The 24,102-nt window shown below is 45.4% G+C and carries 26 protein-coding genes; 9 read left to right on the plus strand and 17 right to left on the minus strand.

Annotated elements, in window-relative coordinates:
• The 4 genes from AC0J2X_RS10890 to AC0J2X_RS10905 all read left to right on the plus strand — a co-directional run.
• A partial coding sequence (locus tag AC0J2X_RS10890; protein ID WP_472996034.1) for a ZrgA family zinc uptake protein occupies positions 1-291 on the plus strand: 291 nt, incomplete at its 5' end.
• Positions 292-362: 71 nt separating this feature from the next.
• On the plus strand, positions 363-839 hold the full coding sequence (locus AC0J2X_RS10895; RefSeq protein WP_230633809.1) for a MerC domain-containing protein: 477 nt from the start codon (positions 363-365) through the stop codon (positions 837-839).
• 95 nt (positions 840-934) lie between these two features.
• The gene (gene folE2 / locus AC0J2X_RS10900; protein WP_075177252.1) at positions 935-1,861 is read left to right on the plus strand and encodes a GTP cyclohydrolase FolE2; all 927 of its coding nucleotides are present in this window, start codon (positions 935-937) and stop codon (positions 1,859-1,861) included.
• A 62-nt stretch (positions 1,862-1,923) separates the two neighbouring features.
• The gene (locus tag AC0J2X_RS10905) at positions 1,924-2,721 is read left to right on the plus strand and encodes a 5'-nucleotidase, lipoprotein e(P4) family (RefSeq protein ID WP_472996035.1); all 798 of its coding nucleotides are present in this window, start codon (positions 1,924-1,926) and stop codon (positions 2,719-2,721) included.
• An 18-nt stretch (positions 2,722-2,739) separates the two neighbouring features.
• Here the strand turns inward: AC0J2X_RS10905 and AC0J2X_RS10910 are convergent, their stop codons facing one another.
• The 7 genes from AC0J2X_RS10910 to AC0J2X_RS10940 all read right to left on the minus strand — a co-directional run bounded on the left by AC0J2X_RS10910 (position 2,740) and on the right by AC0J2X_RS10940 (position 10,039).
• Positions 2,740-3,468, minus strand: a complete 729-nt coding sequence (locus AC0J2X_RS10910; protein ID WP_472996036.1) for a DUF3299 domain-containing protein — start codon at positions 3,466-3,468, stop codon at positions 2,740-2,742.
• Positions 3,469-3,483: 15 nt separating this feature from the next.
• Positions 3,484-3,930, minus strand: coding sequence for a hypothetical protein (locus tag AC0J2X_RS10915; protein ID WP_472996038.1), 447 nt, complete (start codon positions 3,928-3,930; stop codon positions 3,484-3,486).
• Between the two features lie 5 nt (positions 3,931-3,935).
• A complete protein-coding gene (locus tag AC0J2X_RS10920) occupies positions 3,936-4,517 on the minus strand; it encodes a DUF3299 domain-containing protein (protein ID WP_014951170.1) in 582 nt (193 codons plus the stop codon).
• 150 nt (positions 4,518-4,667) lie between these two features.
• Entirely contained in the window at positions 4,668-4,874 is a 207-nt protein-coding gene (locus tag AC0J2X_RS10925; RefSeq protein WP_472996039.1) for a YgaP family membrane protein, read from the minus strand.
• A gap of 27 nt (positions 4,875-4,901) precedes the next feature.
• The gene (locus AC0J2X_RS10930; protein WP_472996040.1) at positions 4,902-6,515 is read right to left on the minus strand and encodes a hypothetical protein; all 1,614 of its coding nucleotides are present in this window, start codon (positions 6,513-6,515) and stop codon (positions 4,902-4,904) included.
• A 28-nt stretch (positions 6,516-6,543) separates the two neighbouring features.
• Entirely contained in the window at positions 6,544-7,434 is an 891-nt protein-coding gene (locus AC0J2X_RS10935) for an outer membrane lipoprotein-sorting protein (RefSeq protein ID WP_472996041.1), read from the minus strand.
• Between the two features lies 1 nt (position 7,435).
• On the minus strand, positions 7,436-10,039 hold the full coding sequence (locus AC0J2X_RS10940) for an efflux RND transporter permease subunit (RefSeq protein WP_472996042.1): 2,604 nt from the start codon (positions 10,037-10,039) through the stop codon (positions 7,436-7,438).
• Positions 10,040-11,128: 1,089 nt separating this feature from the next.
• Between AC0J2X_RS10940 and AC0J2X_RS10945 the strand changes: the two genes are divergently transcribed.
• The 3 genes from AC0J2X_RS10945 (at position 11,129) to AC0J2X_RS10955 (ending at position 13,949) form a co-directional block, all read left to right on the plus strand.
• Positions 11,129-12,292: an MFS transporter gene (locus AC0J2X_RS10945; RefSeq protein ID WP_207198635.1), complete on the plus strand. Its 1,164-nt coding sequence runs from the start codon at positions 11,129-11,131 to the stop codon at positions 12,290-12,292.
• Positions 12,293-12,782: 490 nt separating this feature from the next.
• The gene (locus tag AC0J2X_RS10950; RefSeq protein WP_014951176.1) at positions 12,783-13,556 is read left to right on the plus strand and encodes a siderophore-interacting protein; all 774 of its coding nucleotides are present in this window, start codon (positions 12,783-12,785) and stop codon (positions 13,554-13,556) included.
• Between the two features lie 201 nt (positions 13,557-13,757).
• Positions 13,758-13,949 carry a CsbD family protein gene (locus AC0J2X_RS10955; RefSeq protein WP_014951177.1) on the plus strand — a complete coding sequence of 64 codons (192 nt, stop codon included), beginning with the start codon at positions 13,758-13,760 and terminating at the stop codon, positions 13,947-13,949.
• 157 nt (positions 13,950-14,106) lie between these two features.
• Here the strand turns inward: AC0J2X_RS10955 and AC0J2X_RS10960 are convergent, their stop codons facing one another.
• The 3 genes from AC0J2X_RS10960 to AC0J2X_RS10970 are packed head-to-tail and all read right to left on the minus strand — an operon-like array spanning position 14,107 to position 15,966.
• Positions 14,107-14,628, minus strand: a complete 522-nt coding sequence (locus AC0J2X_RS10960) for a CC0125/CC1285 family lipoprotein (RefSeq protein ID WP_014951178.1) — start codon at positions 14,626-14,628, stop codon at positions 14,107-14,109.
• Positions 14,618-15,472, minus strand: a complete 855-nt coding sequence (locus AC0J2X_RS10965; RefSeq protein WP_472996043.1) for an anti-sigma factor — start codon at positions 15,470-15,472, stop codon at positions 14,618-14,620. The genes AC0J2X_RS10960 and AC0J2X_RS10965 overlap by 11 nt, the downstream gene beginning before the upstream one ends.
• Positions 15,469-15,966, minus strand: coding sequence for an RNA polymerase sigma factor (locus tag AC0J2X_RS10970; protein WP_039229337.1), 498 nt, complete (start codon positions 15,964-15,966; stop codon positions 15,469-15,471). The genes AC0J2X_RS10965 and AC0J2X_RS10970 overlap by 4 nt, the downstream gene beginning before the upstream one ends.
• A 350-nt stretch (positions 15,967-16,316) precedes the next feature.
• Here AC0J2X_RS10970 and AC0J2X_RS10975 point away from each other — a divergent pair, with 350 nt between their 5' ends.
• A complete protein-coding gene (locus AC0J2X_RS10975; RefSeq protein ID WP_472996044.1) occupies positions 16,317-17,693 on the plus strand; it encodes a S8 family serine peptidase in 1,377 nt (458 codons plus the stop codon).
• Between the two features lie 41 nt (positions 17,694-17,734).
• Here the strand turns inward: AC0J2X_RS10975 and AC0J2X_RS10980 are convergent, their stop codons facing one another.
• From AC0J2X_RS10980 to arfB, 4 genes are all read right to left on the minus strand, one after another.
• Positions 17,735-18,754 (minus strand): outer membrane beta-barrel protein, encoded by a 1,020-nt coding sequence (locus AC0J2X_RS10980; RefSeq protein ID WP_014951182.1) that lies wholly within the window; start codon positions 18,752-18,754, stop codon positions 17,735-17,737.
• 249 nt (positions 18,755-19,003) lie between these two features.
• A complete protein-coding gene (locus tag AC0J2X_RS10985) occupies positions 19,004-20,023 on the minus strand; it encodes a hypothetical protein (RefSeq protein ID WP_472996045.1) in 1,020 nt (339 codons plus the stop codon).
• A gap of 123 nt (positions 20,024-20,146) precedes the next feature.
• Complete coding sequence (locus AC0J2X_RS10990) at positions 20,147-20,824, minus strand: hypothetical protein (RefSeq protein WP_014951184.1); 678 nt, start codon at positions 20,822-20,824, stop codon at positions 20,147-20,149.
• A 126-nt stretch (positions 20,825-20,950) separates the two neighbouring features.
• On the minus strand, positions 20,951-21,367 hold the full coding sequence (gene arfB / locus AC0J2X_RS10995) for an alternative ribosome rescue aminoacyl-tRNA hydrolase ArfB (protein ID WP_014951185.1): 417 nt from the start codon (positions 21,365-21,367) through the stop codon (positions 20,951-20,953).
• A gap of 146 nt (positions 21,368-21,513) precedes the next feature.
• On the opposite strand from arfB, the gene AC0J2X_RS11000 reads away from it, so the two are divergent.
• On the plus strand, positions 21,514-22,443 hold the full coding sequence (locus AC0J2X_RS11000; RefSeq protein WP_283631061.1) for an alpha/beta fold hydrolase: 930 nt from the start codon (positions 21,514-21,516) through the stop codon (positions 22,441-22,443).
• A gap of 9 nt (positions 22,444-22,452) precedes the next feature.
• On the opposite strand, the gene AC0J2X_RS11005 is transcribed toward AC0J2X_RS11000, so the two are convergent.
• The 3 genes from AC0J2X_RS11005 to AC0J2X_RS11015 form a co-directional block, all read right to left on the minus strand.
• On the minus strand, positions 22,453-22,887 hold the full coding sequence (locus tag AC0J2X_RS11005; RefSeq protein WP_318483345.1) for a hypothetical protein: 435 nt from the start codon (positions 22,885-22,887) through the stop codon (positions 22,453-22,455).
• Between the two features lie 73 nt (positions 22,888-22,960).
• Complete coding sequence (locus AC0J2X_RS11010; RefSeq protein ID WP_014951188.1) at positions 22,961-23,407, minus strand: hypothetical protein; 447 nt, start codon at positions 23,405-23,407, stop codon at positions 22,961-22,963.
• 130 nt (positions 23,408-23,537) lie between these two features.
• Entirely contained in the window at positions 23,538-24,101 is a 564-nt protein-coding gene (locus AC0J2X_RS11015) for a CBS domain-containing protein (RefSeq protein ID WP_014951189.1), read from the minus strand.
• Between the last annotated feature and the right edge of the window lies 1 nt (position 24,102).

Here is a 24,102-nt window from a genome sequence, read left to right on the forward strand (position 1 = left end):
CATGACGAGCATGACGAGCATGACGAGCATGACGAGCATGACGAGCATGACGAGCATGACGAGCATGACGAGCATGAAAGTGAACACGAAGACCATGCCCATCGCAACACGCACTCTGATTTTCGTGTCGCATATTTGCTTAGTTGCCAAGGCCCCGTAAAGCGTATTGAGATGACAGGGTTTCCCCATTGGCCAAGCCTGCAGCACGTTAATGCAATTTGGGTAACCAACAAAGGACAAGGCGCACTAGAGATAACGCCAAGTCAGCCAACCTTACTGATAAGCAGCTAGTTAAATTTTTTATTCTCTCAGGCGCAAGCTTCACCCATTGTGCGTGCGCCATAGCAATTTTCGGACATACTATGAATTCGATATCTCAAGGAAGCAGCGCAATGCCAAAAGTGCAGTTCATTTCAGACAGGCTCGCTATGCTCCTTTCATCCCTTTGCGTAATACATTGTTTATTAACGCCTATTTTATTGATTTCCATACCTGCATTGGCAGGTGTGTCAATTCTCAATGATGAAACCTTCCATCAAATATTGCTGTTCTTTGTGCTGCCCATCGGTGTTTTTGCGCTCTCACTAGGCTACCTACATCACAAAAATAAGTGGGTAGTATTTGCTGGCGTTTTTGGCCTAACACTTTTAAGTAGTCCGCTGCTGGTTGAATGGGTAGGCTTAGGACACGAAGTACTAGGTGAATATGGTGAAGTAACAATCACGGTAATCGCGTCGTTTATTATCGTTGGTGCGCACCTGATTAACTATCGGCTTAGGTCGAGCGTGCAGGAGCCTATTTGCGAAGAGCGCGAGACCACCCAATCACAACCCTATTAGTTTCATCATAATCTCAAAAGCGGGTAATTCTTATCGAGCGACGCTCGCAATATTAGTGGTGTAAGTCGTTTTTGAGGTCTCATTCAGAGGTTATTTTGTCTAGTTTTAATCATTCCGACACGGTACTTCCCGATGTCACTAAAGAGCATTCCACTGCGCAACTTCCTGTTATTGATAGTGTAGGTATGCAGGGAATCGCTATCCCTCTGCACGTGCTAGGTAAGCGCGGTGAGCGATTAGCCAGCCAAGCAAAAGTCGATGTAACAGTGAGTTTAGATCACCCCAATGCTAAAGGCATTCACATGTCTCGATTGTACAGCTTGCTGCAGCGATATTTGAGCAACCAAGACTTACATAAGTCGGCACTTGTGTCGTTAATGAACGCGCTTATCGAGTCTCAAGATGGGCTGAGCAACAGCGCCCAGCTTAATCTACACTTTGACCTCACCGTGTCGCGTCCGGCGCTCATAAGTAGGATGTCAGGATATCAATCGTACCCTGCTTCACTTTGCGTAAGACGATCACCTGAACGTTATGAGGCACAGCTTAAGTTAAGAGTACCGTACTCTAGTACTTGTCCTTGTTCGGCCTCCCTCTCTCGCAAGGCGTTATCAGAAGTATTTGTGCAGCAGTTCGAAGGAAAAGGTTTATCCGTAGAAGAAATGGGCGCTTGGCTCGCTTCTAAACAAGCCAGCATCGCCACGGCGCATGCACAGCGTTCTTTTGCCGATATAACCCTAGATTTAAGCGACAACGAGATCCCCGATTTTATTGGTATTATTGACCTGATAGAAAACGCGTTAGGCACACCGCTTCAAACCGCAGTTAAGCGTGAAGATGAACAGGCGTTTGCCAAGCGTAATGCTGAAAACCTAATGTTTGTAGAAGATTCGGTAAGGCGACTGCATGAAGCGTTAAGTACGTATTACCAAGCTACCTATTTTCGTGTAAAAGTAGAACATCAAGAAAGTCTGCATGCACACGACGCCATTGCTGAATTATCAGGCCCCGTTCATCGATAAATTCAGACATAATTTGGGTGTTGAAACCGGTAGGCAGAAGAAACAATAAAAGGAAAATAACATTGTTATCTCTTAACAAGCTCTCTTACATCAGCAAAGCAGCGTGCATAGGCGCTGCAGTATCAGCTATTGCGGCGTGCTCGTCTGCGCCCTCAACCCCGCTTGCTGGTGTAAAATCACACACTCTGTCAAATGCTGTGATATACCAAACCAGCAGCAAAGAGTACCCTGTTCTTTCAAGTTTTGTGTATGGCCAAGCTATTTCAGCGCTACCTACGCGTTTTACTAATGGCGATGTTGTGGTGATGGATGTTGATGAAACCGTGCTAGACAATAGCACCTATCAAAAAGAACGGGAAAGTGCTGGCTTGGGATATTCTTCACAAAGCTGGGCTGAATGGGTAAAACGTGAAGAAGCCACACTTGTGCCTGGTGTAGCCGCTTTCATCGATGAAGTTGTTGCACGAAATGGCAAGGTGGCGCTTATTACAAATCGCAATAAAGCGCTTGATAGTCACACCTGGAATAACCTTTTGGCGCAAGGTTTGCCGCTTACCACGAGTAATACCTGTGTTGTTGGCCGCACTGCTGAAGACAAAGAAGCGGTAGGCCAGGAAGGTATGGTTAATGACAAAGACTTGCGCAGAATGCAGCTTACTCAGGGCAAGATCGCGTGTTCGAATACGTCTAAAGACGCGACGTCTACGTGGGCTGTGCCTCACACTATTATCATGCAAATTGGCGACAACATTGAAGATGTGGGCGGCGTAACCCAAGAATCTGCCAACGTTGAGTTGCTCATGCCACGAGTGGGCACAGAGATTTTTATTCTGCCAAACCCCATGTATGGTTCTTGGTAGACCATTGATAAAGTAAAATCAACGAATGTCGCTTTCTATATGGAAAGCGCCGTTCGTTAGATTAGCGTTGTCATCGTTAATGCCATTTCCCAGCCCTGAATAGGGCTTTATTTCTACCACATCCAGTAAGTAAGCGGATGTGCCCTGAGGGTCTTCGTACAACCCGGTAGAAAACTCACCCGAGAACGTATACGCCTGCTGGATGTCTATTCCTCTAATACCGCCTTGCTCGTGGGTATTATTCAACGAAACAAACACAATTTGATTCGGTGGCGGGGGTGGGTAATGAATACACGCGCCGAAATAAGGCACAATGAAGAACGCCGTTATTTCTCGCTGTGCATTGGCCTCTACAGGCACAATAAACCCGCTGAGTTCGACGTACTTGCCGTTAAATGTGTCAACCGTATTCACTGAGATAAGCGCTTGCTGGTATTCATCGTCAAACGTGCGTTGAATAGACTGAAATACCTGTTCATGAAGGGGTAAATTCTGCTGAGGATTTTGAGTCGATCGGGTCTGGCCCAACAGCGCCTTTTCGGCGTCAGGTAACAGCGCGTCCCACGATAAGGGTTGGAACTGTTGAACGGTAGTTAACCTGTGGCTGTCTTGGTAAATCGCCGTGTTATTCTCGAAAAAGCGCTCAATTACGCTATCAAGCTTACCCCTCAGGCCGAGCCCCACCAGCGCGCCCAATGCAATCAAAGCAATAAGAGAAGCCAGTAAAACGTACGTGGCGCGCTTCATACATTATCCTAGCTTTTAACTTGCTAAAATTTTGACTTTGCGGGTGTAAGTTACCGGCACATTCTTTTTAAGCGCATAGACTTTTAGAACAAGTTCGTGCGTGCCTTCTTTTTGTGCCTGAAAGCTAATGGCTTGTTCGCCCTTTGTAGACGGCAGAGAAAAGCGCTGCGGCGACAGTAGCGTTACGCCATCACTTGCCATCACATCTACGCTAACTTCTTTGTAGTTCGAAGGAATGGTAAATCGCAGCGGAACGGCTGACGCCTCAAGCTTAGCCACTTCTCGCTTTCTGTCGATATTGAGCGAAATAAGTGGCTCCTTAGCTGCCGCTAAATGCTGTTGCATCATGGGGTGCTGAAAGCCAAACTGCATGTTTCCCATACCTGCGTGTAGTTCACACGCAGTACTATGAAATGCTATAAGACTTGATAAAACGGTAGCTGCAACGACTGTTTTTTTCATATCAGTTACTCCTCGTAAAGCGCGAAGCTGTCTAGCACTAACGAATAGGCAGATGTACCTAGTGCGCTTTCGTGGTTGTCTATTTTTACCGTGCCTTCAAACCAATAAGGGTCGTACAAGTTCTCAACTGCAATGCCTTCTTTGTATTCAACATACAAAATTTGATTTGGCGGCGGTGGTGGCATGTGTAAGCAAGCCCCAAAATAAGGAACGACGAAAAAAGCCGTCGCTTTTTGCTCATCGTTTTGCTCTAAAGGCACTATAAATCCAGGGATGCGGATAGCCTTCCCGTCAAACGCCTCTATCACTCGCGTCGACACTAACGCTTGTTGGTATCGCTGTGCTTGTTCATCTTCTAGCTGCTTTGAAGCAAAGTCATCGACAGAGTCGGCGGCAGAGCCATCGGCAATATCGTTTAAAAACTCAGGCCTGTTTAAAAGCGCGCTTAAATCGTCCTCGGGCATAAGAGCTACCCAGTCAATTTCCTCATAATTGGCGGCTTGGGTTGGGTTTAACGTGCTAAATAAAACCAATAGTGCCGCAATTAAACCGAATTTAACGCTAGAAAGCGTGACAGAAAATTTCACAAAGATGACCTAACATACTATTTAACAATCACGTTATAACATATCACAACGTAGTAAATTGCGATAAGCGTTTATCTTTGCAAAATGTTACTTAGCGCCAATTACTCAATAGAAAATGCTTTGCTAGCGCATTTGTGAAGCATCAGTTGATTACGCTATCTCCCGTTCACTTTTAAGCCCAAGCACGTGTTTAAAAAATAGCGTTGCTGGGCAAAAGCCAGTGAAGCTCTGTTGGAACAAGTTTGCGCCAATAAACACGGTAAACCACATAAAGTTTGCATGAACAAACTGGGTTAGTAATACAGACAACAACACCATGAGCCCTGCGAAGGCGGTTAATGCTTTTTCCTGAGACATAGCGTAATCCTTAAATATTGGAAGAGATTAAAAATAAAATCGATAGGCAATAAACGCATTACTTGCGTCTTCAAACTGCCCCCAAAACGTATAGTTGTCCTTACCTGAAAAGACATTCACCCCCGCTCGCACTTGCCACTTGTCGGTGGGCGAATAAGCCACTGTAGTCTTTAGGTATCCGTCGCTATCGCTGGGTGAATAAAACAGAAAAGTATTTAACGTCAGCGTTTGACGAAGTGCTAACCACGTTAAACGGGTGGTTACCCAATGACGGTATTTCTCTTGGACTCGTTCAGAAGACGAGACTGTTCTATCTAGGCCATCCGCATCGTGTAAGTACTCGGTGTACCACTGGAAACCACCGGTAAGATTTGCGGCAATTTCTTGGCTATAGCCTAGTAAGAAACGACTTTGATCATTCGCTATTTGCCCGTCAGTTCCATCTATGTCTTCAAGGCTGTTGTAGAAAACGTATTCCGCATTTGCTATCCCCCGCCCAAGAGGCGTGACAACACTTGCGCCATAGGCATTCATTTTACTGTAGCGCGGTCTTCCAAGAGAATCTGTCGCGGTGGGCTGCCTTGTATAACCGGTGTAACCATAGCCTGCGATCTCTACCCCCTTAACAGATTTATACACCCTTAAGGCAAGCTCACTTCCTCGTGGGCGATTATCACGTTCAACAGAAAACGAAGGGGCAATGTTTTCATCCAATTGCGGGCTGTAAAAAGAAAATACTTCGCCTGTAATACCAATATCAGGCTCAAATTCAGGTGTGACGACTAAATCTACATTGGCAAAATCCGTGTAGCCCGACACCTTTAATGCATTACTCGGCGCTTTAAGGTATTCGTCTTCTCTGCCTGCAAAGAACGACTGATAATCTTTAGGGAAGAGATCATTTAAGAACAAGTAATCCCCTGTCCCCCAAGTCAGCACTTGCTTACCGACTTTGATGTCAAATGCATTTGCCCAGTCCCCCGTGCCGACTAAAGCGCTGGGTAGAATACTGCTTAAGCTACCTTGCCATGCCAGTTCGCGAAGTTGTGATTCCCACGACGACGTTACGCCGTCATACCAAACGTCGGCTTTACTGGAAATGGAGGAACTGTCTAATGCATAGTCTGCGCGAAGTTGAACTCTGGCGTCGCGCAATGTGCTGTTATTTAACACAGATGGCGCGTTAGCAGCTTGAAAACTCTCGTTCAATTGTGAATTCTGACTGCCAAACGCGGTAGCCATGTCACGGGAAAAACGGTTTCCTACGGCGAGCTCGGCGAAACCAGAAATACGAAGCTTACTTTTGCTGTCAGTGCCCCATTCGTCATCCCACTCATCGCTCCAATCGTCACCTGATTCGACATTATCCTCCTCAGGCCACACGCTGTCCCACTCGTCGTTTACGTTAGCTTTCCGCTCTTTTACTCCGCTTTTCAACGGGTCTTTCTGATTCTGGGTCTCAACACCCATTGTCTGGGCGTTTAATGGAAGACCTACTACAGCCGTAAATGCGAAAGTGAGAATAATCGGTGCGAGTAAAGCGTGCGCCCTCCATTGCTTTTTAACCCACTCAGAAAGACCATAGGCTTGGCTAGGCAGCGTTATCCATATGGATGGAGCTAGTAATTTAGGCAAGCGCACCGTGCTAAATTCCTTTTTCAAAATAGTGTTATTTAATATAGCGTTGCGGTGGCACACGTAGGCTACGCTCACTAAATATGCTATCTGGAAGACCTATGTCGTATTCAATCCCTCTGAATTCCATAAGGGTATAGCCACCTGATGCAAGGTCCGTCACTTTACTTCTCACCACAGTAGGATTGCCCTGTATAGTCTCAATAGTTACAGCTTCAACGCGGCGGTAGTTATTGTCACCCTTATAAAAGTTAATCAAGGTGGGCAGGTAAGTGCCTTTGTCTATCTCTACTACATAGTGACTGAACTCTACGAGCGCTGTGTCCTTAGGCGTCGCTTTTAAGCGATAATGAGTTTGGGTTTGTTCAAGCAGCTCAAAACTGTCCTGCGCTGTTGCGCGGCCGGAAACATCTTCATAGAAGAAATGAGAACCAACAAACGATGTACGTTTATCGCCTGCGGCGATTCGCTTTACTAAGTCTAAAGCCGGTAAATATAACCAACGGTCGTCATCAGAATTAAGCGCCGCATGCTTCTCAACGCGAAATACCGTGCCTTCAACCTCAGTAGGACGGCTAAAGAAAACCAGCATACGTTGATCGCCGGTGTCGGCGCCTGCCTCATTCGACACATCTTTGCGCAGAATAGTAAACTGACGCATTTGCTTTCGACCTTGCTCATCTACAATGAGCATTCTCGCCATTGAACGTCCGTCATTGCCCGCGTAGTACGCCGCCTGCTCAGCCTTATTAACGATTTCAGCAACATCGATACTACTGCTGCTTTCGTCGCTTTGGGTTGCCAAGGCTTGAGCGAATCCATTACCCGATATAAGTAATAGCGCAACAAGGCCCCTGAACATGCTTCGAAGGTTTCGTATTTTTGGTCGACGCCACATGAACACTGATAATATGGGAATACGCATTTTAGGCCTCCTTGAAAACCCAACGTTTAAGCAACGTCATAGCAGCTGGCAACACCAGCAGCGTAACGAGTGCCGAAATAAACATGATACTTGCCAGGAAAATACCCACGGTGATGTAAGGTACGAGTGGTGCTAAAAGCAGCGGCGTAAAGCCAAGCGCGATGACCAGCGCATTACGAGTAATAGCGCTAGCAGGCTCTTCAAACATGGCATCAAACGTTTTACTCACGTTACCCGTTTGCTTGTAAATCTCTTTGGCTCTAGCCAGAAAGTGAATGGCAAAGTCTACCGACAAGCCCAATGTCAGGGCTGAAAGCACGGCAATAGGCATATCGTAATCTTTACCTACAATGCCAATAGCACCGTAAATAAAGGTGATAGTTATAGTAAGGGGCAGCATGGCTAATACACCGAGTATCAGTGAACGCAGCAGCAATACCATCATCACAAAAACAATAATGAAGGCGCTAAGTAAGCTGTCTAACATGCCTGCAACCATGTTGTCCTGCCACACCACATTTAGGTATGCCTTACCTGCCCATTGATATGTCAGGCCATCAGGCAGTGGGTGTTGAGCGAAGTAGTATTCGACTAACTCAATTACCTTTGTCATATCTTGGTTGTCACCACTGGATAGTTGTAGCCACACCAAGGTTTTACGATAGTCTGGTGTCACGAAATGCCACAAGTCTTGAGGCCTATGAGAGGACTGATATTGCAAGAGCGTCTGTGCTATCGCCGGCTGAGTATTAGGTAACACGTAGTCGCTGTCATTGCCCGAATGCAGCTCTCGGTTAACCACTTTAATCACATCACTGAGGGACTGAGTTTTACCCACCAGCGTTTGAGTGCTTAGGTAATTTTGCAGGTCTGAAAGCAGCGCTACATTATCGGGCTGTTGAAACGTTTTGCTTGTGCCTTTAATTTCATCAATGCTTGAAAGCAATCGATTTAAAGCGTCATATTCGTCGCTATCAAGATCACCGAATAATGCATCATCGACGGCAAATGCGAGAGTCTCAAAATTATTGCCGGCATTTTCATTGTTTAGTGTATCGAGGGTTGTTTCACGCCATTCATCTAATGAAGGGGGCAACACTGCACTTAGCAGTATTTCACGTGCACTTTTCAGCTTGCGGGTATCTTCAATAACAATGTACGCGTTATACGTACCCGCAAACTCTTTATTAAGCGCCTTATCGGCTACGCGAATTTCATGATTTTCTTTAAACCAGCGCACAGGGTTGTCGTTAATTTGTATTTGGAAAATACCCCACACTGACACCGCTGAAATCACCATGAATGCTACGAGTAATGCCCTTTTATAATTTAGCGCCAGGGTGCGAATGCCGTACACAAATCGCTGTAAATATGTTGTTTTCATTGATGAGGTATTGGCATCGGCGTGCAGTGCAGACTGCAATTTTGCGAGCGCCTCTGGCGACATTCTTGATATATAAGCAGGTATAAAGGTAAGCGTAATAGCGAAAGCCAACAGAATACCTGAGCCAATGAAAGCACCGAAAATCTGTACGGGTGGAATGGGAGTTAGCATAAGTGAATAGAACCCTGCCGCAGAGGTCAGCGACGTAAACAGCATCGGCTGAAATAGGTGTTCAACCACTGTGGTAATCACTTGATCGGCCTTTTGACCTGGTTTATAGCGGTCTGAAAACTCAGACAATATGTGCACCGAGTCAACAACAGCGATAGGCATCAAAAATATGGCAATCATGGATGACATGATGTGCACAGTGAAACCTAAGCCGATTAGCGCCCCCATTGTGATAATTACCGTTGCCATTGCCACCACCATCGGGGCGGTAATCAGCGTAAAATTGCGGAAAAAGACAAAGAGGAGGATAAAAATCATTAGTCCCGCAGCTGGCGCTGAAATTGCCATTTGAATAAACATTTCAACGCCGAACTGATCTTCAGCAACAGGGAGTCCTGTTATGTGCCACTGCAATGTTTCGTTTATTGTATTCGCGCCAATATAGGCACGAATGTCTTCCGCAATACGAAAGCTCTCATTTTTATCTTTAATGGGCACATAGATAGCCGCAGCATTGTGTGATGAAGAAGCCAGGCTCCCCTGTAACATTGGAAGGCGTGCAATAGCATCAGCAATGTAATCTGCTTCCTCTTGCGATGATGGGGCTTGTGACATCATCCAAGAGAACTTGAGCTCACCGTCGTCACCTTGAGTGATATTGTCCACTGTTGAAAACGACATGACATCTCTAGCAATAACACCCTCAGTGTTTAATATTTGCTGGGTAACACCGTCTATTGCCTGCAGGTTCTTTGGTGTGTAGATGCCTTTATTGGTACTTAAAGCAGCATTATCAGTGGCTGTGTCATTGGCCGGTGATGCTATAACCCCCACCACTATCGCGTCGTGCATAGCAAAAGTATGCTTCACATCGTTATGAAAAACGCGAGCAGGGTGATTGGCTTCAAGCATATTCTCTGGGTCGGTATCTATCGTAATTAGCCGCATTTGATAAGCGCAAAAGACAACAGCCAACAGTAAAGCGGCATAAACCCACTTACCTTTCCGGGTAGAGAGGAACAGTAATTTTTCAATAACTGCCGTGAACATAGCTATGAACTCCTACTAGGAAATACATTGATTCCCTCTAATCGTGATACGACTGGGTTAACTCCATCCACTGTGTTTCCTTGACGTGTTGAGTGGCGCTTCACTTTCACAAACCATGACCTTTGCTCTGCAGAACATTTCACAACGCCTACCTGCGTTAGCAAAAACAATGGGTACATTTATGGGCCACAGCGTTAATGGGATATCGCATTAAATTAGATATTTCTAATATATGAACAATCTAATGTATTTTTAGAAAAGATCAAGAGCAATGCGACGAGTTACACAGAGAAAAGAAAAGTGTTTGTAAAACGCTACACACCACCGAGAAAAAACTACATACCTACTCAACCTTAGTTTTTCAAATACGAGCTACCCGCTGTCCAAAAATAAAAATAACCCATAAAAATCAGTAATTTAAAATTATTCTAAACTGAATTTAAGGTTTGGCACAGATCACGCATACATTAGACTAACGGATAAATACAGAACGCAGTTTGTAGCTAGGACAGCTTTAGCGACGGAGAGGCCAAATTGCGTAGATGACAAATACTGAAGGTGACGACATTGGAAGTGCATGGAGTGTGTCACCAAGGAAAAATGGATGTGTCAGAATTGTAGCTAATGGATGCCTGTAGAAGATTCGTTAAATTGCTGGTCGATGATGAGGTTAGGTAAAAGACAACCTAATTAAACTCGCAGGATGCAAGGCACTTGTTTCATAAGGATTGCAAACAAGCTCTGAGTACCTACATCGCAAGCACCGACAGTGATGTCTCGTGCAGCAAGGGATTGTTGACCCAATTTGGATTCGTTGAATGTACGTGTGTGTTGCTTCAGCGAGACCATAGTGAGGACACTGGTAATGTCGTCGATGTTATTAGTGAGTTGTCATCCGACGACTACCCTCTCCCCTCAAAGGCCCATCCCGGCCTTTACATACCTCTGATTTTGGCCCGCCTTTGGCGGGCATTTTTTTATCTTCATTTGTGATAAAATTGTGTTGTTTCTTTATCGCCTACCAAAAGGGCTACCTGCGTGCTTTCGCCGTCTGCATCTACTATCGTTTTTAGAGTTCTTTTTTGTGCGTTGCTCGCTACGTCTGTTGGCCAAAGCGTAATGCTTACCACACTCCCTTCTATGGGGCGACAGGCGAACCTTTCTGAATTCCACATTGCCACTATTATGTCTAGCTCTGCACTTATTTTTGCGTTTGGCACGAATGTGTGGAGCAAGGTCGCTAAGCGTGCGGGCTTTAAACGTATTTTAATGGTTGGTCTGTCGGGTTATAGCTTGGGCACGTTTGCCTTCGCTAGTGCATGGATGGCAGGATTTTCTGGCATTATAAGCGGCACCAATTTGTTTTTGGCATTGTTGATAAGTCGAAGTCTGCAATCAACCATTATGTCTGCAACTCCACCTTCTGCGGTAGGTTACGCCGTCGCCATCAGTACGCCCCAAAGTCGAGTAAGTGCAATCAGCAAAGTCACCTCTGCAAGCAACGTAGGGCAAATTGTGGGGCCCGCCTACGCTGGGCTTTTAGTCGGTTTTGGCTTATTAGCACCGTTGTACAGCATCGTTTTGCTAACCTTGCTGGCGCTTACATTGGTATATTTTAAGCTACCTGTTCTGCCGCCTTTGTCTCAGCAAAAAAACGCTCAGCAGACTAGCGACAATAACCAAGCGCCTAGCAAAGTACCTTATGTATTCGTCGCTGCATGTATTTGTGTATTTTGCGCAATGGCGATGATGCAGCAATCACTGGGTTTCTTTTTTATCGATTTTTACGACTATTCACCCGTAGACGCTGCTCGGCAAGTGGGTTTCGCGATGATGGTCAGTGCCGCCGCGTCTCTTACAGCCCAATTTGGGTGGGTACAAAAAGGCCGAATAAGCAAAGAAGCGATGATCACTATCGCGCTTCCGCTATTGGGCTTAGCCTACTTGCTGCTCTTTCTTCAACATTCGTTATTTATGCTTTATGCGGCCATGACATTAATGGGTTTAGGTATGGGAATGGCCTACCCATCTTTGGCAGCTGCGGCAACGACCTACTGTGCCCCCTCTCAACAAGCCACGATCACTGGGTTAATTACAGCAACGACTGCCATGGGCTACGTAATAGGTCCGCCACTGGCAGCTTTCATTTACCAACTGGACATCGCGCTACCGTTCGCTATCGCGTCAGCGCTAATCGCAGCAACCACATGCGTCGTCTACATAACATTGCGAAGAATAAGACACGTTGGCTAGGTCCTGTTTACCGTTGCTATACATTTGGCCCAATTCGTCATCAAAGCTAAACAGGCCTTAGCGAATTAATGCCAGCCTGACAGGTGACAGGAATACGCCTATTTCAAAGGTATTTATTTTTTTACCTTTTATTTTTAAAAAAGCGGAACCTTTTTATAATTAGGCTATCTTAACTTATACATGAAGTCGTTGAGTGTGCGTCTTTGTGGTGTGTAAATGTGTTTTCCAAGTTATGTTGTGGTTTTTTTAAGGGGCTTTTTAGCCCCTTTTCTTTTGCTCTAGTCTTTCCTTTTCCAGTGCGTATTTCTCGCTTATTGTTATAGTACTAATCCAACGTACACCTATCTATTTTATTTGTATTAGTTTATCTCAAGACCGGTCAGTTAATCTAAAAAATAGAACTAAACAATCCTGATCATTTCACCTTTAGAAATGGAAATGAGAATTATTTCTAAATAGAATAGCTACTCAAGATCACAGGAGTAAGCTAATGCCTAAACCGCAACCTCGCAGAGCTATTGTCACCCAATCAGTCCGAATTACCCCAAATATGCAGCGTGTACACCTTAGTGGGGAAGACCTTCTTACCTTTCCCTCGGTTACTGCAGGTGCGTACATTAAACTTATGTTCGACCTAGAAGGAAACCCGCTGAAACGCCCCACAGATACGAGCCAAGTGGCAATGCGCACCTATACGGTTGCGCACTTTGACGCAGAGAAGCCTGAAATGATTCTGGATATGGTTATCCATGCCGATGGTGGTAAAACTGGCCCTGCGTCGGCATGGGCGACAAGTACAAAGCCTGGCGACATCATCACGCTCGCAGGGCCCGGTTCTAGTAAGGGACTCAGCGAGCAATATGATTGGATACTGTTGGCTGGCGACATGACAGCGCTTCCTAGTATTAGAAATCACCTCGCCGAGCTTCCTGTGCAAACCAAAGGCTACGCCGTGATTAAAATTGAAGACGAAAAGGATGCGGTTACACTTAAGAAGCCCGAAGGAGTAACGGTGATATGGGAACATGAGCAATCTTTACCTTCCCGCCTTGACCAGTTAACTTGGCTCGACGGAAACCCCACAGTTTGGGTGGCGTGTGAATTTTCAGATATGCGGGCGATTCGGGCATGGCTCAAGGACGAAAAATCCGTGGCGCACGAGAATATTTACATTAGCAGCTACTGGAAGAAAGGCCGCAGCGAAGATCAACATAAAATAGAAAAAAGGCAGGACAGTGAAGCGTATGCTAAAACATTGGCCTAGTTGATGACTATGCTTCCTGTAGGCTTTGCAAGAACTTGTAAATTCTGCATAAAAAACAACTGTACGGCAGAATTTTCATAAACAACAAATTCAATACTTTCATGCACCTACACAATGGAACAGCATTTGCTGCTAAGAAAATAACTGGCCAATTATTCCGCCAGTTTTTTCAACCAATTGTTTGGATAAGGAGAGCAAGTTATGAACAGTGATCGTATTGAAGGTAATTGGAAAGAAATGAAAGGTAAGGTGCAGCAAAAGTGGGGCAAACTTACCGATGACGACCTAGATGTAATTGACGGTCGACGTGAAGAACTAGTAGGTAAGATTCAACAAGCTTATGGCAAAAGCCGTGACGAAGCTGAAAAAGAGGTCGATGGTTATTTTAATTAATCGCCGTCTTCAATATATGAATTAAGACACTGGCAGTATAACAATCTGGTATCACTGTATTGTTAATCTTTACTGCTACTAAAAGGGCCGCTGCATAATGCAGCGGCCCTTTTTATTTGTGTCAAAGTCAAGGGAGGTTATGCCCTTTGATTTTTTATCACTCTTCCGTCTTAGGCTGTAAGTTATCGCGAACTTCCCTTGCGTCAAAGCTCGTTGCCGACGTTGGACGCGTACCTTTGCCTATCTCAATGCTCAAGATACTTTCGATCTCACTTTGCTGAGAGCCCCCTACAAATACACCCGTTTCGAATTGGGTAGTAGGGTGGTAGGACGTTCTGCAAGTGAGCACACCGCATTCGGTAACCCGTGCATATCGCTGGCTAAAGCCTGCGGTAGGTGTGGTTTGCACGGTCTCTTTATCTACTAAGGTCTCTCGGTCAGTCACTACAAACCAGTCGTAGCCTTCTAATAACGTAAGCTCGGCAGCACGGAGCATGGCGTAATCCATCGCCTTGCCTTTATCAGACCCCTTCGCTTTGAAATGCACGCGATATTGGGTATCACTCAACTTACTTTCCGTGTAGCCAAAGCCGCCTTTTTTGGCCTGTCTATAATCGGGTTGACTGGCGCAGCCCGCCATAATTAATATCGCAAGTACTAACATAATTTTAGTTTTCATCATTTACTCCTTCGGCCTTATCAGCTAGCCAAGTTGCTTCAATTGCGTTTTTCTCTTGCTCTCGGTTTAATGGCGCAGACGCCATCATTTTGTCTAACTCTTCTTCCATTACTTTAGCGCTAGTGGCGGTTTGATATTGACCTGCATTCTCACCTAGCTCGTCCAATTTGCTAGCGGCAAGCTGCCACGCACCTTGCTTATCTTTACAAGCAATCATTACATTTAGTTCATCTTTCGATGCGACTTCAGCCTGTCTACAGTAGTTAAACTCCGTATTTACGAAAGACAACTGTGGCGTAACCGTCACGCCTGAATCAAAGGTTGTTGCTTCGCCAGTTAGGTTACTGTCGAGTACCGATGATACTCTCGCCCAATGAGAAGGCTGCGTTGTTTCAGCGTCCTGTTGATTAAAGAACACTAAGCCCGCTAATACCGCCACACTCGCAGCTATTGCAAAAGGCCCCTTCCACTTCGTTTGTTTATGTGGCGCACTATTAGTTGAATTCGCTTTCTTTGGAAACGGCTTAACGTTTTCCGCAGAGCTTTGATTTACGGAGCTTTGATTTGCAGCGCTTACGCTGGCTAAGCTTGTATCGGATACCTGTACGCCGCTTGCCTGGCTTAACGGTTTTTCATCACTCAAAAGGGCCACGATTTCTTTGGGCAGCGCCACTGCTGTCGCTTTTTCAGCAGCCACCTTCACAACTCTATCCACTTCTGCAAGTGCGGCGAGTCGGTCAGAGACGGTAACATCGTGTGCTATCGCTTCACGAACCAGATCCATCTCAGCGGTATCTAACTCTCCATCTAAAAATGCTGAGAGTTTTTCGTCAGTTAAGATCACGATAGCACCTCGTTTTGACCATTTAGTAAGTTTGATATTTTTGCTCTCGCTCTGGCAAGACGGCTCATAATGGTGCCCGTCGGTACCTGCAACACTTCAGAAGCATCCGCGTAACTCATCCCTTGTACAGCAACCAAAGAAAGGGTTTCTCTTTGCTCACAGGGTAACTCATCCATAGCGCTTGAGACTTGTTTAAGCGTAATTGTCTGCGTTATAGCGTCATCTATGTCATTGCAGCTATTCGCCGATTGCGCTTCATAGGAAAGGGCATCAGTCGCATTGGTTCTAACTTTCTTCGCTCTGTATTCGTCTATCCAACAGTTGCGGCACACTCTAAATGCCCAAGCCATTAATGTAACTTGCTCAGGAAGCGGTTTACTCAATAGCCGTTCAAGCGTGTTCTGAAGTAAATCATCAGCATCATGCATGTTACCCGTCAACGAATATGCAAACTTTCGCAATGACGGGACGAGTTCAGTCAACTCATCTTTCATTTTCATGTACCTTTGTGAGGTTTCCCGTTATCTCTAGTCTGTTAACGAGCCACTTTTGTTTTTATTCCACGTACTAAGACCTATTTTTTACTGCACTGTATTGCAGCGGTCTGTGAGCCATCTAGACAAGGCGAATGTTTAACAGTCTAAAGGGTCGCATTGGAATTTTTCTTCTGTCTAATCGTCACTACACTGTAAGGTAGTGGTAAATGCCTGTTCGCCTTTAGCGCACATTTAGAACAACGTTTGTGCACAATGGACCACAGGCTTCTAATAGAGGCTATGGCACAATTTATGCCATTCCTTCTTTAGGCACCGATCTGCCCCAACGTTAACGTAAAGGTAGTAAAATGAAGTACACACTCATTGTGGCGATTTTGAGTTTGATTGCGGCACCAACATCACAAGCCCAACTAGCAGGAACATTGAATCAAGTGGTGTCTCCTGTGCGTCCGATAATTGATCGAACCTCCTCCGACCTAAACGCCATTCGCGAGGAAGCAAGACGAAAAGCGCAATCATCTATCGAAGGCGCCAGAGACTTATCAACAGTGGCGTCGGGCGTACTAGGCGACATTCCTGCCCCCCAATTTATCGCTCCTGCAGCAACCACTATTTTATCGACTTCAGGCCAGGTAGTTGTTAATGAAGTAACGGTTGAAAGTGGCTTTCTGGCTGTCGAAAAGGAGTGGCTATTCCTAGGGGAAGAAGCCGACAAAGTACATTTTCAAGGTGCCAATATTGAAATACAAAAAGCTCAGTTTTTGCCCGCGCTCTCTCAGTGGCTTTTTAAAGTTAAAGTCACAGGAGATGAGAATGATGTGTCGTCTATTCGCAACAGTTTGCCCCATAATTTGCAGTCTCAAATTGGTCGAAATCATATTTATTTATCACAGACCAAGCCCACTTCGAACGGGTCTTTTCAAGAGATAAGCAGTGAAAAGCTGGAAACCTGTCCAACCCCACTGCGCATTGGAATGGTTGATACTCATGTAGCGTCCAATCACCCACTGCTCTCACACGTTAATTTAACGCAAGCGTCTTTTATTGTCGGTCATAATCAAGATCGAAATCAGGAGCAAGATGGCAATGCGGGCAGCGAAACTGACGTTGCCTTTTCGTCAGACCACGGTACCGCAGTAGCCAGCCTATTGGCGGCGTCGTTGCCTAAGTCTAGCCAGGTATTTAACGCCAGTGTGTTTTATTCGCGTAATAGCGTTAGCCAAGGCGCTACGCTAATGTCGTTAATTGAAGGTTTAAACTATCTTGCATCACAGCAGGTAGACGCCATAAACATGAGCCTTGCAGGTCCCGACAACCCTATTTTAGCGCGGGTCATAAATCAATTGGATAAGAGCGGTATTCAAATCATTGCTGCGGTGGGCAACGAGGGGCCAGCCTCTTTACCCTTGTACCCCGCGGCTTATACAGAAACATTGGGCATTACGGCCGTTGATAAATCTAATGTAATTTACCGGTGGGCAAACCAAGGGGAATACGTTGATTTTGCTGCGTTTGGCGTGTCGGTAGATGCCGCACATCCTAATGGAAAAACGATCAGGCAAACGGGAACCTCTATGGCTTCACCGCGCGCCACCGCTTTGTATGCATGCTTTTTGCGCGAAAAACAAGAAAGGAACGCTGCCTTGTTGAAACTTCAGCAGCTAGCTTTAGATGCAGGGGCTCCCGGACGAGACAGCGTATTCGGTTTTGGTGTGCTGCCTTAAATTAAGCGTGCTGTTCATTATAGAACTTATATTAACGCCCACTAAAAATGAACGTTAATGCCTAACTCAGCAATGGTTTCTTGGTAATTTGCGCCATCGACACTAGAAGCAAAGTCTCCATATTGCGTAGACAGTTTGATATCAACATTGTTGTGAATGGCGTAATCGGCACTCATCTCAACAACGTGTCTGTCGTCTTCCCTGCCTATACCTCCATCTTGTTCTGAGGCGTAATCTCTTACATCTAATTGATAGGCAACCGTAAGCTTCAAGGGTTTACTAAACACCGCTAGAGGATAGGTGTACGCTAGATCCATCCCGATACCGGTGTAATCGAACACATTATTTTGGGCATTTTCATTTTGATACTTAAGTGCGATTTGGAAGAAGTCTTCCCCTTCGAAGAAGTAAAATAGGTCACTGCGCACAGCAGCTGCTTCACTATCTCGAATTGGCGCACCTTCAGGCGTGTTCTCGAATTGTTTATCGATTAGGTCGCTACTAACACGCAAGTAAGTGCGCTGCCCCAACAATTTTCCGACAGATAATCCAGACTGTTGATAGGTGAGGAAGTCACGCCCGTCTAGCTCAGCGCTAGCGTGATAGTAGTGCGCTCCTAGTTTGGCGAAGTCAAACGCATAGCTGGTGCTAACGGACAGTGTGGTAAGGCCAAGATCGAACTCGCTTAGCGTTTGATAGTTGGTATTCGCCTGACTTACCGACAGTACATTTTCCCATTTCGCTGTGGGCTTCACCAGCACCTTTAGCTGAGCTTCTGACTGTACCGCGCCGTCGGCCACATCTGAATTCGTATCGAGCTCGCTAACGCTCACATTGCTATCAGAGCGGTACCCTAAATAGCCAGACCCTGAGAATGAAATCGTTTGGTGTTTTGCGTTTGTATGATTCGCATCTTCATCATTGTGCGAGTGACTGTCAGAGCCCGCATAAGCAGCGCTACTACCGAGTAAAACAGCTGCCACGGACAGCGATAGGCATTTGCGGCCGCCACGAATAAGGTTGTTTGTTGTTGATGAGTGTTGAAGTATTTGCGTATTCATTGTTGTTACCTACCACAGAGAAAGTGAAACTTAGCGATTGCTGTTTTTAAGGAGAGACGTGAGATTTGACTTGAGGTGCTCGCTTTAGGGAATGCACGATAGCGAGGCAGTGTATTCGCACCTGCAGCCTAGACCTTAAATAGCGGCTTGCCTTTCTATTTGGACAAGCCGCACTCAGACTTTAAGGTGGCTATTTAACGTGCTAGCTCAAGGTTGCTCTGCGCCCACCTAGTGGTTTAGGCCTTTATATTAAAGGCCAAGCGCACCTGAAATACTTGAAGCTACGTTGTCGTTTACAGTGCTTGTTACGGCGCTTTCAACCGAACTCGCCACGGTATTATTTACCGTACTTGCTACGGTGCTATCCACCGTGTTTGCTACCGTGCCTTCTACCGTACCTTCTACCGTATTTCCTACCGTATTTGCGACTGTTGCTGACACAGTTTGCTCGACTGTATTTGAAACTGCGCCTTCTACAGAGCTATTCACCGTACTTGCTACCGTGCTTTCTACCGTGCCTTCTACCGTATTTCCTACCGTGTCAATAATTGTTCCTTCGACAGCGGTGCCAACCGTTCCGGTTACAGAACTGGTCATTGAGCTTGCTACGGTGCTGGCTGCTGTATTGGCTACGCCGCCGTTTACCGCACTTTCGATGGTGCCTGCAGCCGTGTTCGATAAGGTACTGCCTGCTGCTGTTTCTGCAGTATTGTTTAGTGCACCACTTACACTGCCAGCTAGCGAACCTCCTGGGGTATTTTCCGCACCATTGTTTGTTAGTGAACCGATTTGGTTCAATGCCAAGCTTGGCGCTGCCTGCGCTGTACTTTCTGCTTCACTTTCTGCTCCATCGACTTGTTCTGCATTTCCAGACGCTGATGACAGTACAGATAATGACCCAGACACACTACTTGTCAGTGCGCCTGCCACTGGCGAAGTTATCGAGTTCGCCATATCTGATGTTGCAGAAACTTGACTCACTCCCTGATCGGCAGATAGATCGTTGCTTGTTTGGTTTGCGGATAATTGTTCACCGGTATCGGCTGAGCTCTCGGTGGACATTTGGCTCTGCGTAGATGCTTCGCCTTCGGCAGAAGTCTGTGTATTAACCCGATTTGCAGACTGTGTAGTTGCACCGCTTGTTAGTGAAAGCGATGCAGAAGTCGACGCATTAGCTGATGTGTTAGCAGAGAACGTGGTTTCTTGAGCCAACACAGACGTTGACGCGATACCTAAAGCCAGTGCAATTGCAGTATTTAACTTTTTCATCCGTTTATCTCCGTTTTTCATAAAGGACACTGAGATAACGATTGAAGAAAAGTTTTTATTCCGCACTGAGTTTGATTTTTTTAAAAGAATTAAAAAAGCCCTGTAAAAACAGGGCTTTTCGAACTATTTTTCTGAAGCAGTCATGCTCTTTTCCCACCAGGGAAGTGAAAAATCTATATTATCTGGGTCGTAAGTTTTGGCATATTTCATTTTAACTGAACTCCAAAACGCAGCTTTGAAAGCAGGGTCGTAAATAACAAACTCCCCCTTTTCGCGATACTGTTCAAACAGTTTTTGATAAGCTCCTACCGGTGTTAACGGGTTATCCTGTTGAAAAACCACATCTCCGCCGTACGCTTCGTAAAGGGCTTTCGATACTTTCCAGCTTTTTGCCATGCCTTCCGCCATTGCGAAACGGTAACGCTCTAGCTCTTCATCTTGATAGGCGCCATCGCTGTCCAAATCAACGGTCCATAATTTTATTACAGAATACGCAGATTGAATTTCGCTTTCATTTGGCTCTATCGCATTTTTATCGGCAAAATCTGAAAGAACAGACTCGGTAATTTTATTACCAAGTGCACGCTGAGCTAAAATAGCTCGTACTTCTTTCTCAGACTTGTCAGTTAAAATAGACTGAAAACGGTCAACATCAGCCTGTGAAGGCTGTAGTTCAGTATTAGAAATAGATTTGTTGAACAAACGAGCAATAATCTCGTTTGCGGCTTGCGGTGTATTAATCCCAAGCGAAACCACTATGGCTGCAAATAGCACCATAGGAATAACGTTCGAACGCGTCACTTTGTATGCTTCCCTAAGTTCCAATAATTAGCATAAGCACAAGACACATTCATTTATTATTGTAAGAATTTTCCGTTGTCTTGCGAAATGACATCTATAAGGCTTTATACTTTAGATTAGTTTTGTTTAAAATTCCACTTTCTTACGCATAGATTTTTTAGCACCTTGTTGTTTTTTTACATCTACACGACGTGCTTTTGCCGCACGGCTCACCTTTGTTTTTATGCGCGGTTTTTGTTCAATTGTCGCAGCCTTTATCCACGCAACAAGTCGCGCTAGCGCATCTTCTCTGTTTTGTTCTTGCGTTCGATAATTTTGCGCTTTAAGCACAAAAACACCGTCGTTGGTAACGCGACTATCTTTAAGCTGAAGTAGCTTTTCTTTCAGCTTTTCAGGCAGCGATGATCCATTTATGTCGAAGCGTAAATGTATGGCGCTACTTACTTTGTTCACATTCTGCCCACCGCTACCTTGTGCTCGAATAGCTTGCAATTCAGCTTCGCTTTCATCTATCGCGATAGAAGGGGTTATTATTAATTCCATCTCAAATCCTAATACGTCATGGCGTAACCACGTAAACGTTGCAGCACTAGCGGCCCTACATCTATAGGTCACTATCACTACTGCTTACTTGACCATTTTTGCGTTAACCGATAGGTTGTTTTTTATCCTTATTTTGGACATAAAACATGATCATCGCATTGCTCATCATTATTTGTATCTTTGTAGCGCTTATTTGGTTTACCGCCAAAATGGACAGCAATATCGAAGCTTCATTCACACCATCAGGAAAACTTACGCCTGTTGATGGTGGAATTATTCACTGGCAAAAGCAAGGAAACGGTCCGGCGCTTGTGCTGATTCATGGGTTACTTGGCAATAGTAACAATTTTAGCGAATTAGCAAAAACCCTCGCTTCCCGCTACACGGTCTATACCGTTGATCGTCCAGGCAGCGGATTTTCGAGCCGCTACAAAAGCACATCCGCTAGCTTCGAACAGCAAAGTAAAATGATACTCGAGTGGATGCAAAAAGAGGGAATAGGTAGTGCGAGCATCGCTGGGCATTCAATGGGAGGAGGAATTGCACTGAGGATGGCAATCGATGCACCTGACAAAATAAAATCGGTTTCGCTTCTATGCCCGTTAACTACACCACTAAAAGGTGGTGCCGGGCCTCTTTCGGTGCTTTACATACCCAATGAATGGGTACGCAGCAGTGTTGCAAAAACCATTGCCAGTCCACTGCGTGCAAAGTTAGGTAGAAAACAAGTCGCACAAATTTTTCACCCCGAACCTGTCCCCCCGTCCTTTTCAACTGAAGGCGGTGGTTTGTTAGCGCTTCACTCTCGAAGCTTTTATGAAGGTAGCAGAGATACAGTATCTGCGCAGGGCAGTCTGCACCGTCAGCAAACTCGTTATGAAGATATTCAATGCCCTGTTGGGGTATTGTATGGTGAAAAAGATACTATCTTGAGGCCCGATGAGCACATCACCGCGGTAACAAAGGCAATAGGAAGTGCGGTACACAAAATTATTTCTGGCGCTGGCCACATGATCCCAGTTACTCAGGTGCAAGCGTGCGCAGACTTTATAATATCGATTGACGAAAGCGCTTAAGTAAATGGCTTAGTGAAGCCTTGCACCTGCCTTTTCAACGTGCTCTTTATGAGAAAACTCAACAACGGCGAGTGTGCGCTCTCGACCATAAGTCAACTGCTTCAGTTTGCGAAGCTGATCGGCGACTCTCTCAATGCCGTCATACGCTTTGCACATTTCAAAAGGGGTCGCGCCCAGCGTTATATTGTAACTGCTAAACCACGCCTTCATTTGCTCACTGTCCCCATCTGACAATGAAATGAGTAAATGATACATACGAATAAAAGCGAGCTGCTTTCTGTACTCTGATGTGCCACTCTCAAACCCAAGTAGCGTAGTCTGCGCCAAAGAAGATGGAGAAATACCCAATATTTCAGAAGCTTGCTTGATATTTAAACCGAGTTCCTGGTATGCCCAAGTGAAGGCTTTCGTAACAACGCTGGTAGGAAATAGTGATCTATTCATAATATCGCCTCGTTTCATCGAACAATGTTATACAGATGTTATGAAACGTTGCGAAATGCGTACCAAGTTTTATCTACAGCTTCATTGCTACTTTCTCACGATGCAAATCGATGCCATCTTTATCGACGGAAAATCCTTTTGAAGACAACCAATCAACAGCATCTTCTATGGAATCCACAAAAATATAATCAATATTGGTATCGCGATACACGCGTTTAAGTTGCGCCTGCGTGGTTGCTCGAACGCTTGACTCTCCCATCACTAATGCCACATGAGTGAGCCCTATGGGATTTACCGAAGCCACACGTTCGTGAAGCAGCGCTTCAGCATCAGGAATGAGTAGTGATTCGCCAACAACACTAACAATATCGCACCAAGCTTTCCCATGTAAGCACTCGGAAAGCGTGCGATACTCACTGGCAAAGCTATTTACACACTCTCTGTTCCACGGCCCATAAGCTTGCGTTAGCACCGCATCACCACAGCGTGTAATAATAAATTCGCCATGAGCATACTGCATATAACCACCTAACTACTTCGATAAAATATTAAGCTAGCAAATACCGTTAAGGCGATATATGCCTTTGACTACGTGTTGTTTTGAAACAACGCATAGTCAAAGTATGGTTCAGTATTGAGAAAATTGAAAATTAAGCGGCAAGAATGTTGATCAGCTCAGCAAACGTAGGGCGGCCCTGTATATCAAGCGGCAAACGCAGCTCTCTAGCAATGTCACTCACGCTGATTACGCCACGAATTTCATGGCTGTCTCTGTCCATGACAAGGCAATGGTGCTGCCCGTAGTCTTTGAGTGTTTCTATCACGTCCCCCACTGATGAACGTATTAGCTCACTGAAATCGAACGACATGAGCGAGGTTTTAGGACGCATGAAATCATGAACAGTGAGCTCTTCTCGCTTAATCTTAAGCTCGCTCACACGCTGAATGATTTGCTGTTCACCGACATCGTGACTGGTCACAATACCAATGAAACGGTTCTCACTGTTTACCACCAGCATCATACGAACATGAGACTGACGCATAATCGACTCTATTTTCGTCGCTGGAGTTCGAGCATCAATAACGTGTGGTAAGTGCTGCTTAAAGTCAGTGAAGACCGCCATAGCAGATGATTTTACAGTAATAGTGTTTTCAACAACCGGCCATGCCAATGTATCGATAGCTTCGGTTTTATATAGATTTAAGGCGTGCATA

It is taken from the genome of Alteromonas sp. R7 (assembly GCF_055755235.1).

Coding starts and splice junctions, on each gene's coding strand:
- AC0J2X_RS10925 (WP_472996039.1), bottom strand. CDS start 4,874: ATGTCTCAGGAAAAAGCATTAACCGCCTTCGCAGGGCTCATGGTGTTG.
- AC0J2X_RS11005 (WP_318483345.1), bottom strand. CDS start 22,887: ATGAATAGATCACTATTTCCTACCAGCGTTGTTACGAAAGCCTTCACT.
- AC0J2X_RS10910 (WP_472996036.1), bottom strand. CDS start 3,468: ATGAAGCGCGCCACGTACGTTTTACTGGCTTCTCTTATTGCTTTGATT.
- AC0J2X_RS11015 (WP_014951189.1), bottom strand. CDS start 24,101: ATGCACGCCTTAAATCTATATAAAACCGAAGCTATCGATACATTGGCA.
- arfB (WP_014951185.1), bottom strand. CDS start 21,367: ATGGAATTAATAATAACCCCTTCTATCGCGATAGATGAAAGCGAAGCT.
- AC0J2X_RS10940 (WP_472996042.1), bottom strand. CDS start 10,039: ATGTTCACGGCAGTTATTGAAAAATTACTGTTCCTCTCTACCCGGAAA.
- AC0J2X_RS10955 (WP_014951177.1), top strand. CDS start 13,758: ATGAACAGTGATCGTATTGAAGGTAATTGGAAAGAAATGAAAGGTAAG.
- AC0J2X_RS10915 (WP_472996038.1), bottom strand. CDS start 3,930: ATGAAAAAAACAGTCGTTGCAGCTACCGTTTTATCAAGTCTTATAGCA.
- AC0J2X_RS10980 (WP_014951182.1), bottom strand. CDS start 18,754: ATGAATACGCAAATACTTCAACACTCATCAACAACAAACAACCTTATT.
- AC0J2X_RS11000 (WP_283631061.1), top strand. CDS start 21,514: ATGATCATCGCATTGCTCATCATTATTTGTATCTTTGTAGCGCTTATT.
- AC0J2X_RS10935 (WP_472996041.1), bottom strand. CDS start 7,434: ATGCGTATTCCCATATTATCAGTGTTCATGTGGCGTCGACCAAAAATA.
- AC0J2X_RS10960 (WP_014951178.1), bottom strand. CDS start 14,628: ATGAAAACTAAAATTATGTTAGTACTTGCGATATTAATTATGGCGGGC.
- AC0J2X_RS11010 (WP_014951188.1), bottom strand. CDS start 23,407: ATGCAGTATGCTCATGGCGAATTTATTATTACACGCTGTGGTGATGCG.
- AC0J2X_RS10985 (WP_472996045.1), bottom strand. CDS start 20,023: ATGAAAAAGTTAAATACTGCAATTGCACTGGCTTTAGGTATCGCGTCA.
- AC0J2X_RS10975 (WP_472996044.1), top strand. CDS start 16,317: ATGAAGTACACACTCATTGTGGCGATTTTGAGTTTGATTGCGGCACCA.
- AC0J2X_RS10895 (WP_230633809.1), top strand. CDS start 363: ATGAATTCGATATCTCAAGGAAGCAGCGCAATGCCAAAAGTGCAGTTC.
- AC0J2X_RS10970 (WP_039229337.1), bottom strand. CDS start 15,966: ATGAAAGATGAGTTGACTGAACTCGTCCCGTCATTGCGAAAGTTTGCA.
- AC0J2X_RS10950 (WP_014951176.1), top strand. CDS start 12,783: ATGCCTAAACCGCAACCTCGCAGAGCTATTGTCACCCAATCAGTCCGA.